Source organism: Geodermatophilus normandii (assembly GCF_003182485.1).
Lineage (GTDB): Bacteria > Actinomycetota > Actinomycetes > Mycobacteriales > Geodermatophilaceae > Geodermatophilus > Geodermatophilus normandii.
On the sequence record NZ_QGTX01000001.1, the window covers coordinates 3263114 to 3279745 of the forward strand.

The window sequence follows — 16632 nt, forward strand, 5'->3', positions numbered from 1 at the left end:
CTCAGCGCTCGCCCGGGTAGGGCGGCGCGCTGTCGGCGACCACGGCCCCGCGCTCGCCGAGGGGCTGTTCGGGCCCCACGGTGGAGTCGCGGACGGTCTGCTTCTCGGCCTCGGCGTTCACCGCCGCGCCGACGATGACCAGGAAGACCGTCGTCCACAGCCACACCATGCTGATCGCGACGCCGGCCAGCGAGCCGTAGGTGGCCGCGTAGTCGCCGAGGCCGCTGACGTAGGCGAAGAAGCCGATGGTCGCCGCTAGCCACAGCAGCGTCGCGGCGGACGAGCCCGGGGTGAGCCAGCGCCACCGGGCCTGCCGGCGGTCGGGGCCGAACCGGTAGAGGACGGCGAGCACCGCCGACATGAGGACCGCGGCGGCGACCCAGGACAGCGCGGGGACGACCGCGCGCACCGGGCCCGGTGCCCGCTCGAGGGCCGCCGAGGTGACGCCGCCGAGCGCGATGACGCCGGCCAGCAGGACCGCGCCGCCGAGCACGAACACCAGGGCCTGTCCGCTGCGGCGGAGGAAACCGCGGGTCTCGGTCTCGCGGTAGGCGAGGGTCAGGCCGTCGACCAGGTAGGTCATGGCGGTCGTCGCCGTCCACAGGGCCGCGGCCAGACCGGCCAGGCCGCGCACGGTGAGGACGTTGGTGGAGGCGGAGGCGATCGTCGTCAGCTGCTCGGCCACGAGGGACTGCAGCTCGGGAGGCAGCATCCGCACCAGCCCCGACAGCTGCTCGAGGGCGTCCTCCGGGGTGTTGACGACGCCGTAGACCGACACCGCGGTGACCAGCACCGGCGCGACGGACAGGATGGCGAAGAACGCGACGGCCGAGGCCTGGACCATCAGCCGCTCGCCGAGCACGTGGGCGGCGACGCGGCGCAGCACGCGGCGCCAGTCCCGGGCCGAGAGCCGGTGCGGGGACCCCGCCGAGCTGGCCGGGTCCTCCTGCCGGGCGCGGGCCATGCACCATCCCACCTCCGGGAGCCGCCGGCCGCAACGGACCCGGTCGTTCCGCCTCCCCGACGCTGGGGGAGGCTCGGTCCTCGTGCTGCTCCCGGACGGCCTGACGCCGTCGGTCCTCGTGTTCGTGCTGGCCGCCGCCCTGGTGGCGGGCTGGGTCGACGCCGTCGTCGGCGGCGGTGGGCTGGTGCAGCTGCCGGCCCTGCTGCTGGTGCCCGGGCTCTCGCCGGTGCAGGCGCTGGCCACCAACAAGCTCGCGTCGGTCTTCGGGACGACGACCAGCGCGGTGACCTACCAGCGGCGCGTGCACCCGGACCTGCGCACCGCCCTGCCGATGGCCGCCGTCGCCCTGGCCGCGTCGTCCGGCGGGGCGTCGGTCGCGGCGCTGCTGCCGGCCGCGGTGATCAAGCCGGTCGTCGTCGTCGCGCTGGTCGGCATCGCGCTGTTCACCGCCTTCCGGCCGTCGCTGGGCGAGGTGACGGCGCTGCGCCACACCGGCCGCCGGCACGCCGGCACGGCGGTGGCGATCGGCGGCGTCATCGGCTTCTACGACGGCGTGCTCGGGCCGGGCACCGGCTCCTTCCTCGTCTTCGCCCTGGTGTCGCTGCTGGGCTACGACTTCCTGAACGCCAGCGCCAAGGCCAAGATCGTCAACGTCGCCACCAACCTCGGGGCGCTGGCCTTCTTCGTGCCGCACGGGGCGGTGGTGTGGGGGCTGGGCCTGCTGCTCGCCGCGGCCAACACCCTCGGCGGCTACCTCGGCTCCCGGACGGCGACCCGCCGCGGCACCGGGTTCATCCGGCTGGTCTTCCTGGTCGTGGTCACCGCGCTGATCGTGCGGCTGGGCTGGGACGTGTGGACCGAGAACCTGCGCCCGCCGGCCGGCTGAGGCCGATGGACCCTGGCGCGGGCGGCGGGCACGCGCGAGCGTGGGGCGCCGGTCGCGGTGTCCGGCAGCGGGAGGGGGACGCGGGCCGAGGGGCTGGCGGCAGCCGATGGAGCAGGTCGACGCGCAGACGCAGGACCCGGCCGAGCGGATCCGTCCCGGCACGAGGGGCCTGCTGGTCGCCTTCCTGGTCCTCACCCTGCTCGCCGTCAACCAGCTGTTCGTGCTCGCCGACGTCGCGGACCGCTACTGGGCCTGGACGATCCGCACGGAGCCGACCGCCGCCTTCCTCGGTGCCGCCTACGGCGCCGGCGCCGTGCTGTCGGCCCTGTCGCTGCGCGAGGACCGCTGGAGCGCGATCCGCGTCCCGGTGCTCACGGTCACCGTCTTCACCCTCGTCACCTGCGTCGCCACGCTCGTCCACACGCACCGCCTGCACCTGCTGACCGGCGGCCCGGTGGCCCGGGTGGCGGCCTGGGTCTGGCTGGCGGTCTACCTGGTCATCCCGGCGCTGTGCCTGGCGGTGGTCCTCGCCCAGGAGGTCCGCCGGACCGGGCGGCCGGCGGCCCGGCGGCCGATGCCGGGCTGGCTGACGGGGCTGCTGGCCGTCGAGGGGGTGCTGCTGCTCGCGGCGGGCGGGGTCCTCTTCGCCGGCGGGCTGTTCGTGCACCACCACGTCGAGACGGTCACGTCCTTCTGGCCCTGGGAGATCACCCCGCTCAGCTCCCAGGTGATCGGTGCCTGGATGGTCGCCCTCGGCGTCGCCGCGGCGCTGGTCATCCGGGAGCGGGACCTGGACCGGCTGTTCGTCGCGGGGGTCACCTACACCGTCTTCGGGCTGCTCGAGCTCGTGGCGCTGGTCTGGTACCTGCCCGAGATGGACACCGGCGACGGGTGGGTGTGGGCCTACGGCGTCTTCCTCGTCGCCGTCGTCGGCACCGGTGCCGTCGGCGCCCGGGCCGCCCGGCGCGGGGACACCGGGTCGGCGCGGACGCCGGCGGCGACCGGCTGACCGGGGTCCCCGCCGCGGCGGGGACCCCGGCCGCTCACGTCCCCCGCAACTCGCGCCGGAGGATCTTCCCGGTGACCGTCTTCGGCAGCTCGTCGAGCAGGTCGATGCTGCGCGGGTACTTGTAGGCGGCCATCCGCTCCTTGCAGTGCGAGATCAGCTCCTCGGGGGTCACGCTCGCCCCGGGCTTGAGGCTGACGAACGCCTTGACCGTCTCCCCGCGCTTCTCGTCGGGGACGCCGACGACGGCGGACTCGCGGACGGCGGGGTGCTCGGCCAGGACGTCCTCGACCTCGCGCGGCCACACCTTGTAGCCCGAGGCGTTGATCATGTCCTTCTTGCGGTCGACGATGAACACCCAGCCCTGCGGGTCCATGAACCCGACGTCGCCGCTCTTGAGCGCACCGCCGGGCAGGCCGGCCGCCGTCTCCTCGGGCTTGCCCCAGTAGCCGGCCACCACCTGCGGGCCGTCGGCCACGATCTCGCCGACCTCGCCCAGCGGCAGGTCCTGCCCGTCGTCGCCCTGGATGCGGACGATCGTGTTGGGCGCGGGCACCCCGACCGACAGCGCACCCGACGTGGGGTCCACCGGCGACGGCGACCCGAACGGCGTCACGGTCATGGGCGACGTCGTCTCGGTGAGGCCGTAGGCGTTGTGCACCTGCTTGCCGGTGGCCTCCATGAACCCGCGCTCGGCGGCCGGGGAGATCGCCGCACCGCCGGAGTAGATCGACGTGAACGAGTCGAAGTGCTCCTTGCTGAACCCCGGCGCGTTGAGGAGCGCGCTGAACGCGGTGATCGCGCCGATGGTGAACGCCGGCCGGTGCTCGAGGAACGCGTCGAGCACCACCTGCGGCTCGAACCGGTAGGCCAGCACCAGGGGCGCCGGCACCAGCATGCTCACCGCCACGTGCCCGATCAGGCCGGTGATGTGGAACAGCGGGGCGACGCCGAAGATGGCGCCGTCCCGCCCGGCGTGCACCCAGTCCCGGTAGACCTGCGCGGTGAAGACGACGTTGCGGTGGGTGTTCATCGCACCCTTGGGCACGCCCGTCGTCCCCGACGTGTAGGTCAGGAACGCCACGTCGTCCGGGCCCAGGGTCACCGGGGGCGGCGTCTTGCCCCGGTGGGACCCGACGAACTCCAGCAGGTCGGTGGTGCCCTCGTGCCGCTGCCGGGTCACCCCGGCGAACAGCCGCTCGTCGTCGCGGGTCTGCAGGTCCAGCCCGCTGGTGGTGAGCACCAGCCGCACGTCGGTGTCCGGGACGACGTCGCGGGCGACCTCGTCGTAGAGCGTGTCGAGGGAGAGCAGCACCGTCGCGCCCGAGTCCTTGAGCAGGTAGGACAGCTCCCGCGTTCGGCTCATCGGGTTGATCGACACCATGACGCCGCCGGCCTTCCACGTGGCGACCATGGCCATGACGAACTGCGGCACGTTCTGCAGGTAGACCGCCAGCCGGTCGCCGGGGCGGAAGCCCGACTCCAGCAGGCCGGCCGCCAGCGCGTCGGTCGCCTCGTCGAGCTCCCGGCGGACGACGGTGCCGTCGAAGTACCGCAGCGCGTCGCCGTCGGGGTCCCGTTCCACGCCCGCCCGGAACATCGACAGGGCGTCGTCGAACTCGATGTCGTAGTCGGCCGGCTGGTCGCCGTAGAGCGCCAGCCAGGGCCGGTCGTCGTAGACGCTCATGGCCGCCTACTTCAGGACGACCGGGTTGACCGGCGAGCCGCTGCCCTGGTGCACCTTGAGCGGCGCGGCGACGTAGAGACCCTCGTACTGGCCGTCCTCGGCGGAGTCGGCGGCCAGCGCCTCGAGGTCGGCGATCTCGGTGAGGGTCACCCCGAGGTTGCGCATCAGCGCGTTGTGCAGGACCAGCGCGACGCCGTTGTTCGGGTCGGTGGTGACCTCGTTGGCGATCGTGTCGGTGACCAGGTTGGGGATCTCCATGTCCTGGAACCACTGCACCAGCTCGGGGCTGTAGACCAGACCCGGCTCGTTGAAGCCCTCGTAGAAGGCCTCGCCCTGCTCGAAGAACAGCTGCAGGAAGTTGGTCCGGACGACCAGGATGTCGCGCTTGCGGATCTCCACGCCCTGCGACGCCGCGCAGGCCAGCAGGTCCTCGTGGGTGAAGGTCTCGCCCTTGTCGAGGGTCGGCTTGCCGCGGAAGCGGGCCATGTCCAGCAGCACGAAGCGGCCGACGACGCCGCGCTCGGCGATCGGCGCGACGCTCGCCTTGTCCAGGCCGCCGACGGTGGTGCGCGCGTCGTAGCCGTTCCAGATCTTCCCGCCGTACCAGACGTGACCGAGGCCGTCGTACTGCGTGGAGCCCTGCAGGAAGGCGTTGATCTTGTCGTCGGCGTAGTGCAGCCCGCCGGGGTAGGCCGGGCCCGTGCCGCCCTCGTCCCAGTCGGACTCGTCGAGGATCTGGGTGCGCTCGGCCGGCGAGCGCCCGGGCCACACCGGGTCGCCCTTCGGGTCGCCGATCAGCCGCTGCAGCGTGAAGACCTTGCCCTGCCGGACCAGGCCGACGGCGGCCAGCACCTGCTCGGGCCCGAGGTAGTTCAGCGCGCCGACCTCGTCGTCGTCGCCCCACTTGCCCCAGTTCGTCGGCGAGTCGGCCAGCAGGTCGTCGAGGGAGGGGGCGGTGGTCTCGGGTTCAGCGGTCACGTCTGACCTCCAGGGGAAGTTGGTGGGTGCACCCGACCCTGCCCGGCTGTGGTCCCCGCCACAAGGAGGGTGCAACGATCTCCGCAACGCGACCCCGCCCGCCGACCCGAGGGAGACCGCCATGACCAGCCCCGAGTCCGTGTTCACCTACGGAGCGCCGCAGCTGAAGTTCGGCAGCGGCGCCTCCGACGAGATCGGCTACGACCTCAGCCGCTACGGCGTGAAGCGGGTCCTGGTCGTCACCGACCCGGGCGTGGCGGCCACCGGTCTGCCGCAGCGGGTGGCCGAGCAGATGGCCCGCTTCGACATCGAGGCGCGGGTCTACGACGGCGTGCACGTCGAGCCGACCGACGTGAGCCTGCGGCAGGCCATCGACGACGCCCGCTCCTCGGGGCCGTGGGACGCCTTCGTCGCCGTCGGCGGCGGGTCGAGCATCGACACCGCGAAGGCGATCAACCTGCTCACCACCAACCCCGGCGAGCTCATGGACTACGTCAACGTGCCGGTCGGGAAGGGCCAGGCGCCGTCCGAGCCGCTCAAGCCGCTGGTCGCCGTCCCGACGACGACCGGCACCGGGTCGGAGAGCACCACGATCTGCGTGATGGACGTGATCGCGCAGCGGGTGAAGACCGGCATCAGCCATGCCCGCCTGCGGCCCACCCTCGCCGTCATCGACCCCGACCTGACGCTGACCCAGCCGCCCGGCGTCACCGCGGCCTCGGGGATGGACATCCTGTGCCACGCCCTGGAGAGCTACACGGCGCGCTGGTACACGACCTACGACCGGAAGGACCCGGACAAGCGGGTGCCCTACTGCGGGTCCAACCCGATCTCGGACATGTGGTCGGAGAAGGCGCTGTCGCTGCTGGCGGGGTCGTTCCGCCGGGCGGTGCGGCACGGCGACGACGTGCAGGCCCGGGCGGACATGGCGATGGCCGCCACCTTCGCCGGGATGGGCTTCGGCAACGCCGGGGTGCACATCCCGCACGCCAACGCCTATCCGATCGCCGGGCAGGTGAAGGACTTCCACCCCAAGGACTACCCGGCCGACGAGCCGATGGTGCCGCACGGGATGTCGGTGGCACTGACCGCGCCGGAGGCCTTCCGGTTCACCTTCGAGGCCTCGCCGGAGCGGCACGTCCGGGCGGCCAGGCTGCTCGCGCCCAACGCCGGCGAGCCCGACGACGCCGCGGAGTTCCTGCCCACCGTGCTCACCGACCTGATGCACGACATCGACATCCCCAACGGGATCGCCGCGGTCGGCTTCGACGAGGGTGACGTCGGCGACCTGGTCGAGGGCACGATGAAGCAGCAGCGGCTGCTGGCCACCTGCCCGCGGGAGGTCACCGAGGACGACGTGGCGGGGATCTTCACCCGCTCGATGTCGCTGTGGTGAGCGGGGCGGTGGCGGTGGTCAGCCCGCCGGGACGATCGACTTCGTGACCTGCGCCGAGGCGACGAGCACGCCGTCCACCGTCGCCTCGGACCGCAGGAACGCCACCGCCCGGCCGCGGCGCAGGACCGAGCCGGTGAGCTCGACCCGCGCGCCGGCGGGCACCGGGCGCAGGAGCGAGGCGGTGAGGTCGTGGGTGACCGCGTGCTCGGCGTCGCCCAGGGAGGGCAGCAGCGCGAGGAAGGCCGCGACGTCGAGGAAGGTGTAGACGACGCCGCCGTGCAGCAGCGCCGCCTGGTTCTGCGCGGCCTCGTCGACGGGGAACCAGATCCCGGCCGGCGGGTCGGCGGGGTCGCGCAGCTGCATCCCGAGGTGCCGGTGCAGCGGGATGTCGAGGACGGCCTGCACCCGGGCGGCCGTCACGTCGGGCGCGGTCACCGGCCGCCCTCCCGGGCGTGGCCGGCCGCGCGCAGGTCGTCGGCGAAGGCGGTGACGCCGGGGGTCAGCCCGAGCGCGTGGTGGAACAGCACGACCTCGGCCATCGGCAGGCCTCCTCGCAGACGACGCTCCGGCGCAGGGAACCTAGCCGCCGGGCCGGCCCGGCGCCGGGCGCCGGCTCGGGACCGGGCTCAGGCGCTGAGCGGCATGCGGCGGGCCAGGCGGACCCGGCGCCGCTCGCGCTCCGACAGGCCGCCCCAGATGCCGAAGCGCTCGTCGTTGGCCAGGGCGTACTCGAGGCACTCGCTGCGGACCTCGCAGCCGGAGCAGACGCGCTTGGCCTCGCGGGTCGAGCCGCCCTTCTCCGGGAAGAAGGCCTCGGGGTCGGTCTCGGCGCACAGGGCGTCCAGCCGCCAGGTGGCGTCGCCGCCGGTGAGGACGCTCCACGGCGAGCCCGCGACCGCGTCGGGCTCGGGCACGACGGGCAGCGCGGAGGACTCGGTGATCAGGCTGAGGTGGGAGGACAGCACGGGAAGCTCCTCGGGGGGTGGGCGGTGGCGCTCCCGTCCGTGACGGACGGGTACGCCCTGACTGCTGTATGTGACGCTACGGAGTGCCCCCCGGCGAGCGCACGGGCACTAAGTGGCCGAAACGGCGCCGTCCTGTTGGCGGTTCGTGCCGACTGCTCCGGCGCGGCGTGTCGCCGGCGCCGCGTGGCCGGTCCGCGGGTGGCGCACCGTGGTAGGCACACGCGTGTCGAGCGGTGCGGGACCACGTCTCGACGACGGCATCGGCGCGGGGTGTTGTGCGGATGACATCTCAGCGCTGAGATACACGCACTCCGACCAGCCGGTCCACGACGGGATGTGCCGCCCATGCGATCTGCCCGATCCACCGCGAGTGCCCTGGCCGCCTCGGCCCTGCTCGTCCTCACCGCCTGCGGCGGCGGCGGTGACGGCGGTGGCGGCGGCGGTGGCGGCGCCGGAGGTGGGGACGGTGCGGCACCGCGGATCGCCGCCGTCTTCTCCGGGACCACCACCGACGCCGACTACACCTTCCTGGGGCTGCAGGCGCTGCAGGCCGCCGAGGAGGACCACGGCGCGGACACCACGTACTCCGAGAGCGTCCAGGTGCCCGACGCCGAGCGGGTGCTGCGCGAGTACGTCGCCGACGGCTACACCGTCATCTGGACCCACGGCAGCCAGTTCTACGACGCGACGGTCGCCGTCGCCGAGGAGGCTCCGGAGGTCGTCTTCATCGCCGAGCAGGACACCGAGCCCGCCGACGTGCCCGACAACGTGTGGGTCCTCGACCGCAACTTCCACCTGGCCTTTTACCCGCTCGGGATCCTGGCCGCAGGTGCCAGCCAGAGCGGGCGGATCGCCTACCTCGGCGGCGTCACGCTGCCCTTCTCCTACTCGGAGGTGCACGCGGTGGAGCAGGCCCTGGAGGACACCGGGTCCACCGCCACCCTGACCCCGGTGTGGACGGGGGACTTCAACGACCCGACGCGTGCGCAGCAGTTCACCAGCCAGCTGCTCGCCGACGGCAACGACGTCATCCTGACCTCGCTCAACCTCGGCGCGGTCGGGGCCTTCGAGGGCGTCGTCGACGCCCCCGCGGGTGTCCTCATGACGGCGAAGTACACCGACAAGTCCAACCTCGCGCCCGACCGGTACCTGACGTCGGTCCTGTACGACTTCACCCCGATGCTCGACGAGATCCTCAGCTCGGTGGAGGACGGCGAGACCGGCGGCTACCTCGGCATGGACTACGAGCAGGGCATCTCGCTCCAGCCGCCCACCAACGTCGACCAGGCCGTGGTGGACCAGGTCGAGCAGGCCGTCGAGCAGCTGCGGGCCGGCGAGATCGAGGTCGAGCGCGACGTGACCCCGGTCGAGTGAGCGGCGCCACCGCGGTGGGGCCGGCCGGGGGTGCGACCCCCGGCCGGGACCGTCCGCTCACGATGAGCGGGATCAGCAAGTCCTTCGGGCCCGTCCGCGCCCTCACCGACGCCGACCTGGAGCTGGCCACCGGCGAGGTGCACGGACTGGTCGGTGGCAACGGCGCCGGCAAGACGACGCTGATGAACGTCCTCTACGGCCTGTACCGGGCCGATTCCGGCGAGATCCGCGTCGACGGCCGGGAGGCACACATCCGGTCACCGCGCGACGCCATCGCGCTCGGCATCGGGATGGTGCACCAGCACCTCCTGCAGGTGTCGAGCTACACCGTCCTCGAGAACGTGGTGCTCGGGACCAGCGCCGGCTCCGGCGGGCTGCGCGGCGCGGCGCGGCGGATCACCGAGCTCTCCGACCGCTTCGGCCTCGCGGTCGACCCGCGGGCGCGCACCGACCGGCTGTCGGTGGGCGCGCGGCAGCGGGTGGAGATCCTCAAGGTGCTCTACCGCGGGGCCCGGGTCCTGGTCCTGGACGAGCCGACGACCAACCTCACGCCGCAGGAGGTCGACGGGCTGTTCGCCTCGCTGCGCGGCATCGTCGCCGAGGGCACCAGCGTCGTCTTCATCTCGCACAAGGCACGCGAGGTGCTGGCCATCTGCGACCGGATCTCGGTCATGCGCGACGGCCGGCGGATCGCGACGGTGCCCCGGTCGGCGACCGACGCCACCGGGCTGGCCTCGCTCATGGTCGGCGAGCTGGTCGGGGAGCAGACCTCCGAGGTCGCGGCGGCCCTGGGCGTCAGCGCGGTCGGGGAGGTCCCGGCCGCGCCGTCCGCCGGGCAGCGGCGCCCCGACGCCGGCAGGGTCCGGCTGGCCGTCTCCGGCGTCACGGCCGACAACGACCACGGCGTCCCTGCGCTGCGCGGGCTGGACCTGGAGGTCCGTGCCGGCGAGGTGGTCGGGGTCGCCGGGGTGGCCGGCAACGGGCAGGTCGAGCTGGCGGAGGTCCTCGCCGGGGTGCGTCCGGTCCGCGCCGGGAGCGTGGCCGTGGACGGCACCGACCTGGCCGGGGCGCCCACCCGCCGCTGGCTGGCCACGGGAGTCGCCTACGTGCCCGAGGACCGTCACCGGGACGGGATCCTCGGAGCGGGCACGGTGGCCGACAACCTGCTCCTGGGTGCCCAGCGCCGGGCCGACAACCGTCGCGCCGGGCTGGTCGACTGGCGACGCGTCCGGGAGCACGCCAGGGACACCATCGAGCGGTACTCCATCAAGACGCCCGGCCCCGACGCCCTGGCCGGGAACCTCTCCGGGGGCAACATCCAGCGCCTCGTGCTCGCCCGCGCCTTCGACCGGGAGCCCGCGGTCCTCGTGCTGCAGAACCCGACCCGCGGTCTGGACCTGCGCTCCACCCGCTTCGTCTACGACCGGGTCCACGAGGCCCGCGACCGGGGCTGCGCGGTCGTCCTCGTCTCCGAGGACCTCGACGAGCTGAGCCTGCTCGCCGACCGGATGGTCGTCCTCTACTCCGGCGAGATCGTCGGCGAGCGCGTTCGCGGCGACTACGACGTCTACGAGCTCGGCCGCCTGATGGCCGGGGTCCGGGAGGACGCATGAGCGCGCCCGTGCTGACCGACACCGACGCGCCGGCCCCGGCGACGGAACGGCCCGCGGTCCGCCTGCTGCGCGGCCTCCTGCCCTACGTGCTGGCGCTCGTCCTCGCCTTCGTGGTCTCGGGCGTCGTCATCGCGGCGCTCGGCTACGACGTCGTCGAGGCGTACCGGACCATCGTCACCACGTCGTTCCGGACCGGCTTCGGCTTCACCGAGACGCTGACGAAGTGGGTCCCGCTGACGCTGCTGGCACTGGGGTTCACGATCCCGCTCGCGGTGGGGCGGTTCAACATCGGTGGTGAGGGTCAGCTCCTCGTGGGCGCGACGGCCGCCGCCGGTGTGGGGATCGTGTACGCCGACCTGCCCACCGCCGTCCTGCTGCCCCTCGTGGTCCTCGCCGGCGTGCTCTCCGGTGCGGTGTGGGCCGGGATCGCGGCGTTCCTGATGGGACGGTTCCGGGTCAACGAGATCCTCAGCACCGTCCTGCTCAACTTCGTGTCCTTCCAGGTGCTCGACTACGCCGCGACGGAGGTGTGGTCGGACCCCGCGGCCGGGGTGGCCGCCACGCAGCGGGTGGGGGAGGGTGCCGAGCTGCCCGTGCTGGGCGGCCCGCCGGGGGTGCACGCCGGCATCGTGCTCGCGCTCCTCGTGGCGGCGGCGACGACCGTGGTCACGCGGCGCACGGCCGCGGGCTTCGAGCTGCGTGCCGCCGGCGCCAACCCGCGCGCCGCGGCCATCAACGGCATCCGGGTCGAGAAGGTCGCCGTGGTGGCGCTCGTCGTCGGCGGCGCGCTCGGGGGACTGGCGGGCGCGCTCGAGGTGGGCGGCGTGCACGGCCGCGCCATCGAGGGCATGCAGTCGAACTTCCTGCTGCTCGGCATCATCATCGGGCTCATCGCCCGGGGAAGTGCGCTGTGGGTGCCCGTGGTCGCCTTCGGCATCGCGATCCTCGAGGTCGGCGCCAGCTCGATGCAGCGCACCGTCGGCGTCCCCGCCGAGATGGTGCTGATCATCGAGGCCCTGATCCTGATCTTCCTGCTGCTCTCCGACGTGATCGCGGGGCGGCTGGCGCGGAGGGTGACATGACCGAGTTCGCGGCCCTGGCCCAGCTCACCGTGGTGGCCATGGTCCCCTACCTGCTCGCCTCGCTCGGCACGATGCTCGGCGGCCTGACCGGCGTCTTCAGCGTGTCGCAGGAGGGCGTCATGCTCCTCGGGGCCGCCATCGGCTTCCTCGTCAGCTACGGCACGGGCAGCACCACGATCGGCATCCTGCTGGCCGCCGGCACCGGCGCGGTCTTCGGTGCCGCTCTCGGGTGGGCGACGACCGTGCTCCGGCTCGACCAGTTCGTGGTCGGGCTGGCGCTGTTCTTCGCCGCCACCGGGCTGGCGGGGCTGCTGTACCGGATCGTGATCGGCCAGGGGGCCACGACGCCACGGGTGGACACCCTCCCGCGGGTGGAGATCCCGCTGCTCAGCGACATCCCGGTCCTGGGCACCGCGCTGTTCTCGCACAACGTGCTGGTCTACCTGGCGGCCCTGCTGGCCGTGGGCGCGTGGTTCTTCCTGTACCGCACCCGGGCGGGGCTGGACCTGCGCTCGGTGGGGGAGAACCCCAAGGCGGCCGACAGCCTGGGCATCCCCGTGGTGCGCAACCGGCTGTGGACCGCCACCGCCGGAGGAGCACTCATGGCCGTGGCGGGGGCCTACCTGCCGCTCGTCTACACCGGGACCTACACCGACAGCATCGTCGGTGGCCGCGGCTGGCTGGCGATCGCCCTGACCTTCTTCGGTGGGTGGCGCCCGCAGTTCATCGTCCTCGGCGCCCTGTTCTTCGCGGCCATGGACGTCGTCGCGCTGCGGGCCGAGGTGGCCGGCATCGACATCCCCAGCCAGGTGCTGCTCGTGGTGCCGTACGTGGCGACGCTGCTGGTCATGGTGTTCGCGTTCCGGTGGGCCAGGGTGCCGGAGTTCCTCGGTCGCAACTACGACCGGGAGTCGCGGACCACCTAGCCGCAGGAGGTCTTCCGCCCGACCTGTCGATCTGGTGCGGTGCTGCGTGTCGTAGGGGTGGAGGGCTCGGACGGCGGGCCCCCGGAACCCGGGAGGGCACCATGACGAAGTACCTGGTCCTGATCTACGAGGACGAGGCCCAGTACGCCACCGCGACCCCCGAGGTCTACGGCGAGATCATGGCCGACCACGACCGCTTCAGCGCGGGGGTCGAGCAGCACGGCGCGAAGCTGCTCGGTGGCGAGGCGCTCGAGCCGACGGCGACCGCCACCAGCGTGCGCGGCGGCGAGGTCACCGACGGCCCGTTCGTGGAGACCAAGGAGGCCCTCGGCGGCTACTACGTCATCGACGCGCCGGACCTCGACACCGCCATCGCCGTCGCCCGGACGGTGCCGGCCCGCTTCGGCGGCGTCGAGGTCCGCCCGGTCATGACCTTCGACTGACCGGCGCCCGCCACGACCGCCGACGTCGCCGCCGCGGTCGCCGACGCGCACCGTCGCGAGTGGGCCTTCGTGCTCGCCACGACGGTGCGCGTCACCCGCGACCTCGACGTCGCCGAGGAGTGCGTGCAGGAGGCGTTCGCCGCGGCGCTGACCGACTGGGCCACCGGCGGCGTCCCCGCGCGCCCCGGCGCCTGGCTGACCACGGCCGCCCGGCGGCGCGCGCTCAACGTGCTGCGCCACTCCGGCGTCGAGCGCCGGTACCTGCCGCTGCTCGTCGAGGACGAGGTGGCGCCGGCGGTGGTCGACGACGCGCACGGCTACCCCGACGACCGGCTGCGGCTGGTGGCGACCTGCTGCCACCCGGCGCTGGACCGCCCCGCCCAGGTGGCGCTGACGCTGCGCCTGGTGTGCGGCCTGACCACTCCCGAGGTGGCCCGCGCCTTCCTCGTCCCCACGGCCACGATGGCCGCGCGGATCACCCGCGCCAAGAAGAAGATCGCCGTCGCCCGGATCCCGTACCGGGTGCCGCCGGCCGCCGAGCTGCCCGGGCGGGTCGACGCCGTCCTCGCGGTCGTGCACCTGCTGTTCACCACCGGGCACACCGCCCCGGCCGGCGAGGAGCTGGTCCGCCGCGACCTGGTGGAGCGCTCGGTGGAGCTCGCCCGGATGCTGCGCCGCCTGCTGCCCCGGGACCCCGCGGTGGCCGGCCTGCTGGCGCTCCTGCTGCTCACCGACGCCCGCCGGGAGACCCGCACGGGCGAGGACGGCCGGCTGCTGCTGCTCGAGGAGCAGGACCGCACGCGCTGGGACCGGCCGGCGATCGACGAGGGCGTCGCGCTGGTGCGCGAGGCGCTGCGGGCCCGCCCGCCGTCGCGGTACGCGCTGCAGGCCGCGATCGCGGCGGTGCACGCCGAGTCGCCGTCGTGGGACGACACCGACTGGGCGGAGATCGTCGCGCTCTACGGCGTCCTCACCCGGCTGTGGCCCTCCCCGGTCGTGGCGCTCAACCGCGCCGTCGCCGTCGGCTTCGCCCGCGGGGCCGCGGCCGGACTGGCCGCCCTCGACGAGCTCGCCGCCGAGCCGCAGCTCGCCGGCTACGGCTACCTGCCGGCGGCCCGGGCCGACCTGCTGCGGCGGCTGGGCCGGGTCGGGGAGGCGCGCGAGGCCTACACCGAGGCGCTGCTGCTCACGGAGAACGCCGCCGAGCGCGCCTTCCTCGACGCCCGGCTGCGGGCCCTGGGCTGAGGGCTCAGGCGAAGGCCGCGACGGTGCGGTCGAGGTAGTCGTTGCGGAAGGCGCCGCGCGGGTCGGACCGGCGCACCAGCGCCCGGAAGTCGGCCATCCGCGGGTAGAGCTCGGCGAGCTCGGCGGCGCCGGTGGTGAACAGCTTCCCCCAGTGCGGCCGGGCACCGAAGGGGCGCAGCGCCGCCTCGACGTCCGGGAGCAGCGCGGTCACCGCGGCCTGGTCGGGCACCCACGTGAAGTGCAGCGCCATGACGTCGCCGCCGGACGCGGGGCTCAGCCACAGGTCGTCGGCGGCCACGGTGCGCAGTTCGCTGACCATCAGCAGCGGCGCGATCCGGTCGGCGAGCCCGCGCAGCGCCTCGCAGGCCGCGCGCCCGTGCCGGCGGGGCACGAACCACTCGCTCTGCAGCTCCTCGCCCCTGCTCGGCGTGAAGTCCGCACGGAAGTGCGGGAGCCGCTCGTGCCACTCGCCGGGGACGCCGAGCTGCTCGGTGAGGTTCTCCACCGGGGTGTCCGGGAGCATGTGCGTCGGCTCGGTCGCCGCGCGGGCGCCGAAGAAGTCCTCCGGGACCGCCGGGTCCTCCGGCCGGGACTTGACCCACACCGAGGTCACCGTGTGCCAGTCGGTGAAGACGCTGACGCTGTACGCGGCGTCGGCGACGGCGTCGAGGTCGGCGAACAGCCGGTCCCAGGTCATGTCGACGTAGACGGTGTTGCGGACGTCGAACGTCGGCTGGAACCGCAGCGCCACCCGCGTGACGACGCCGAGCGCCCCGAGGTGGACCACCGCGCCGGGCAGGTCGGCGTCGCCTGTCCCGAGGACGGCGAGCTCCCCGTCGGAGCGCACGAGCTCCAGACCCGCGACCGACGTGCTCAGCGAGCCGTTGCGGTTGCCCGAGCCGTGCGTGCCGGTGGCCGTGGCGCCGGCGACGGTGATGTGCGGCAGCGACGCCAGGTTGTGCAGGGCGCGGCGGGAGGCGGCCAGCTCCCGGACCAGCTCGCCGTAGCGCATCCCGGCCGGCACCCACAGCACGCCGGTGCCGTCGTCGGCCGCCTCCGCCACCTCGATGCCGGTGTCGAGGTCGTCCAGGAGGACGTGGTCGGCGGTGGTGTCGGCGATGTCGTTGAAGCAGTGCCGCGAGCCGAGGGCCTTGACCCGCTCGCTGCGCGCGACGACGTCCTGCACCTCGGCCACCGTCCGCGGCCGGTGCACCCGGGCGGCGCGGTAGGTCAGGTTGCCGGCCCAGGTGCGCAGTGGGGTGGCCTGGTTCGTGGTCGTGGGGACTCCTCGGCTCGGGACGGGCGCCGCCACGTTACTCAGCGCCCGAGGTGGGCGCGCAGCGCCGCGACGACCATCCGGTGGTCCTCCAGCTGCGGCAGCCCCGACACGACGACGACGCCGACCGGGCCGACGTCGCGCACCAGCACCGGGAAGGCGCCGCCGTGCGCGGCGTACCGCTGCGGGTCGAGTCCCGAGGACTCCTCGAACGTCGTGCCGCGCTCGACCCACGACTGCCGCACGTACAGCGAGCTGTGCCCGAAGCGGTGCACCACGCGGGCCTTGCGGTCGATCCACGAGGCGTTGTCCGGGGTGGCGCCGGTCAGCGCGGCGGAGAACAGCCGGTGCCCGTTGCGGCGGATCTCGACGGCCACCGGGGCGTCGGCCCGGCGGGCGGTGGCCACGAGCGCGGAGCCGAGGTCCCACGCGTCGTCGTTGGTGAACGAGGAGAACCGCAGCTCGTCCTCCTCCGCGGCGAGCTCGGCGACGGTGGGGAACCCCGCGCTCACGATGCCTGACCCCCGACGACGACGTTCCACGGGCGGACGGTCCACGCCGTGACCAGGCCCTGGACGACGTAGGGGTCGGACGCGGCGAAGCGCTCCACCACCTCCCGGTCGGCGGTCCAGACCAGCAGGGCGCGGTCGAAGGGGTCGGGGAGCGCGCCGGCGAGGACGAGCTCGCCGCGCTCGTGCGCCGCCCGGGTGAGGGTCAGGTGCTCCTCCCGCAGCGCCGCACGGCGCTCGAGGTAGTCGTCGGCCAGGTCGTACTCGAGCACCAGGTACATG

17 protein-coding genes are annotated in these 16632 nt (G+C 73.8%); 9 read left to right on the top strand and 8 right to left on the bottom strand.

Annotation, left to right across the window (positions count from 1 at the left end):
* Position 1: 1 nt before the first annotated feature.
* Positions 2-964 carry a YihY/virulence factor BrkB family protein gene (locus JD79_RS15875; protein ID WP_110006317.1) on the bottom strand — a complete coding sequence of 321 codons (963 nt, stop codon included), beginning with the start codon at positions 962-964 and terminating at the stop codon, positions 2-4.
* Between the two features lie 82 nt (positions 965-1046).
* On the opposite strand from JD79_RS15875, the gene JD79_RS15880 reads away from it, so the two are divergent.
* Complete coding sequence (locus JD79_RS15880; protein WP_245900141.1) at positions 1047-1850, top strand: TSUP family transporter; 804 nt, start codon at positions 1047-1049, stop codon at positions 1848-1850.
* Between the two features lie 106 nt (positions 1851-1956).
* Entirely contained in the window at positions 1957-2859 is a 903-nt protein-coding gene (locus tag JD79_RS15885) for a hypothetical protein (protein ID WP_110006318.1), read from the top strand.
* Positions 2860-2893: 34 nt separating this feature from the next.
* On the opposite strand, the gene JD79_RS15890 is transcribed toward JD79_RS15885, so the two are convergent.
* Positions 2894-4543, bottom strand: a complete 1650-nt coding sequence (locus JD79_RS15890) for an AMP-binding protein (RefSeq protein ID WP_110006319.1) — start codon at positions 4541-4543, stop codon at positions 2894-2896.
* A gap of 6 nt (positions 4544-4549) precedes the next feature.
* Positions 4550-5521, bottom strand: coding sequence for a cyclase family protein (locus JD79_RS15895; protein WP_245900142.1), 972 nt, complete (start codon positions 5519-5521; stop codon positions 4550-4552).
* Between the two features lie 121 nt (positions 5522-5642).
* Between JD79_RS15895 and JD79_RS15900 the strand changes: the two genes are divergently transcribed.
* The gene (locus tag JD79_RS15900) at positions 5643-6917 is read left to right on the top strand and encodes a hydroxyacid-oxoacid transhydrogenase (RefSeq protein ID WP_110006320.1); all 1275 of its coding nucleotides are present in this window, start codon (positions 5643-5645) and stop codon (positions 6915-6917) included.
* Between the two features lie 18 nt (positions 6918-6935).
* Here the strand turns inward: JD79_RS15900 and JD79_RS15905 are convergent, their stop codons facing one another.
* Together JD79_RS15905 and JD79_RS15915 are read right to left on the bottom strand one after the other, a co-directional pair.
* Positions 6936-7352, bottom strand: coding sequence for a PaaI family thioesterase (locus JD79_RS15905; RefSeq protein WP_110006321.1), 417 nt, complete (start codon positions 7350-7352; stop codon positions 6936-6938).
* Positions 7353-7543: 191 nt separating this feature from the next.
* The gene (locus tag JD79_RS15915) at positions 7544-7882 is read right to left on the bottom strand and encodes a WhiB family transcriptional regulator (RefSeq protein WP_281270321.1); all 339 of its coding nucleotides are present in this window, start codon (positions 7880-7882) and stop codon (positions 7544-7546) included.
* 345 nt (positions 7883-8227) lie between these two features.
* On the opposite strand from JD79_RS15915, the gene JD79_RS15920 reads away from it, so the two are divergent.
* From JD79_RS15920 to JD79_RS15945, 6 genes are all read left to right on the top strand, one after another.
* Positions 8228-9256, top strand: a complete 1029-nt coding sequence (locus JD79_RS15920; protein ID WP_146220466.1) for a BMP family protein — start codon at positions 8228-8230, stop codon at positions 9254-9256.
* Positions 9257-9318: 62 nt separating this feature from the next.
* Positions 9319-10869: an ABC transporter ATP-binding protein gene (locus tag JD79_RS15925; protein ID WP_110007766.1), complete on the top strand. Its 1551-nt coding sequence runs from the start codon at positions 9319-9321 to the stop codon at positions 10867-10869.
* Positions 10866-11951, top strand: a complete 1086-nt coding sequence (locus tag JD79_RS15930; RefSeq protein ID WP_110006323.1) for an ABC transporter permease — start codon at positions 10866-10868, stop codon at positions 11949-11951. The genes JD79_RS15925 and JD79_RS15930 overlap by 4 nt, the downstream gene beginning before the upstream one ends.
* On the top strand, positions 11948-12877 hold the full coding sequence (locus tag JD79_RS15935; protein ID WP_110006324.1) for an ABC transporter permease: 930 nt from the start codon (positions 11948-11950) through the stop codon (positions 12875-12877). The genes JD79_RS15930 and JD79_RS15935 overlap by 4 nt, the downstream gene beginning before the upstream one ends.
* A gap of 101 nt (positions 12878-12978) precedes the next feature.
* Positions 12979-13320: a YciI family protein gene (locus JD79_RS15940; protein ID WP_110006325.1), complete on the top strand. Its 342-nt coding sequence runs from the start codon at positions 12979-12981 to the stop codon at positions 13318-13320.
* A gap of 69 nt (positions 13321-13389) precedes the next feature.
* Positions 13390-14565: an RNA polymerase sigma factor gene (locus JD79_RS15945; RefSeq protein WP_110006326.1), complete on the top strand. Its 1176-nt coding sequence runs from the start codon at positions 13390-13392 to the stop codon at positions 14563-14565.
* Positions 14566-14569: 4 nt separating this feature from the next.
* On the opposite strand, the gene JD79_RS15950 is transcribed toward JD79_RS15945, so the two are convergent.
* Genes JD79_RS15950 through JD79_RS15960 form a run of 3 tightly spaced genes read right to left on the bottom strand, consistent with a single transcriptional unit; the run spans position 14570 to position 16631 of the window.
* Positions 14570-15877 carry a D-arabinono-1,4-lactone oxidase gene (locus JD79_RS15950; protein ID WP_245900143.1) on the bottom strand — a complete coding sequence of 436 codons (1308 nt, stop codon included), beginning with the start codon at positions 15875-15877 and terminating at the stop codon, positions 14570-14572.
* Positions 15878-15882: 5 nt separating this feature from the next.
* A complete protein-coding gene (locus JD79_RS15955) occupies positions 15883-16353 on the bottom strand; it encodes a heme-degrading domain-containing protein (protein WP_110006327.1) in 471 nt (156 codons plus the stop codon).
* The gene (locus tag JD79_RS15960; RefSeq protein WP_110006328.1) at positions 16350-16631 is read right to left on the bottom strand and encodes a YciI-like protein; all 282 of its coding nucleotides are present in this window, start codon (positions 16629-16631) and stop codon (positions 16350-16352) included. The genes JD79_RS15955 and JD79_RS15960 overlap by 4 nt, the downstream gene beginning before the upstream one ends.
* Position 16632 lies beyond the last annotated feature (1 nt).

What these genes read in the sequence shown, in the direction of transcription:
- JD79_RS15900 (WP_110006320.1), top strand. Translation starts at nt 5,643, where the DNA reads ATGACCAGCCCCGAGTCCGTGTTCACCTACGGAGCGCCGCAGCTGAAG.
- JD79_RS15960 (WP_110006328.1), bottom strand. Translation starts at nt 16,631, where the DNA reads ATGTACCTGGTGCTCGAGTACGACCTGGCCGACGACTACCTCGAGCGC.
- JD79_RS15920 (WP_146220466.1), top strand. Translation starts at nt 8,228, where the DNA reads ATGCGATCTGCCCGATCCACCGCGAGTGCCCTGGCCGCCTCGGCCCTG.
- JD79_RS15885 (WP_110006318.1), top strand. Translation starts at nt 1,957, where the DNA reads ATGGAGCAGGTCGACGCGCAGACGCAGGACCCGGCCGAGCGGATCCGT.
- JD79_RS15935 (WP_110006324.1), top strand. Translation starts at nt 11,948, where the DNA reads ATGACCGAGTTCGCGGCCCTGGCCCAGCTCACCGTGGTGGCCATGGTC.
- JD79_RS15930 (WP_110006323.1), top strand. Translation starts at nt 10,866, where the DNA reads ATGAGCGCGCCCGTGCTGACCGACACCGACGCGCCGGCCCCGGCGACG.
- JD79_RS15875 (WP_110006317.1), bottom strand. Translation starts at nt 964, where the DNA reads ATGGCCCGCGCCCGGCAGGAGGACCCGGCCAGCTCGGCGGGGTCCCCG.
- JD79_RS15890 (WP_110006319.1), bottom strand. Translation starts at nt 4,543, where the DNA reads ATGAGCGTCTACGACGACCGGCCCTGGCTGGCGCTCTACGGCGACCAG.
- JD79_RS15940 (WP_110006325.1), top strand. Translation starts at nt 12,979, where the DNA reads ATGACGAAGTACCTGGTCCTGATCTACGAGGACGAGGCCCAGTACGCC.
- JD79_RS15925 (WP_110007766.1), top strand. Translation starts at nt 9,319, where the DNA reads ATGAGCGGGATCAGCAAGTCCTTCGGGCCCGTCCGCGCCCTCACCGAC.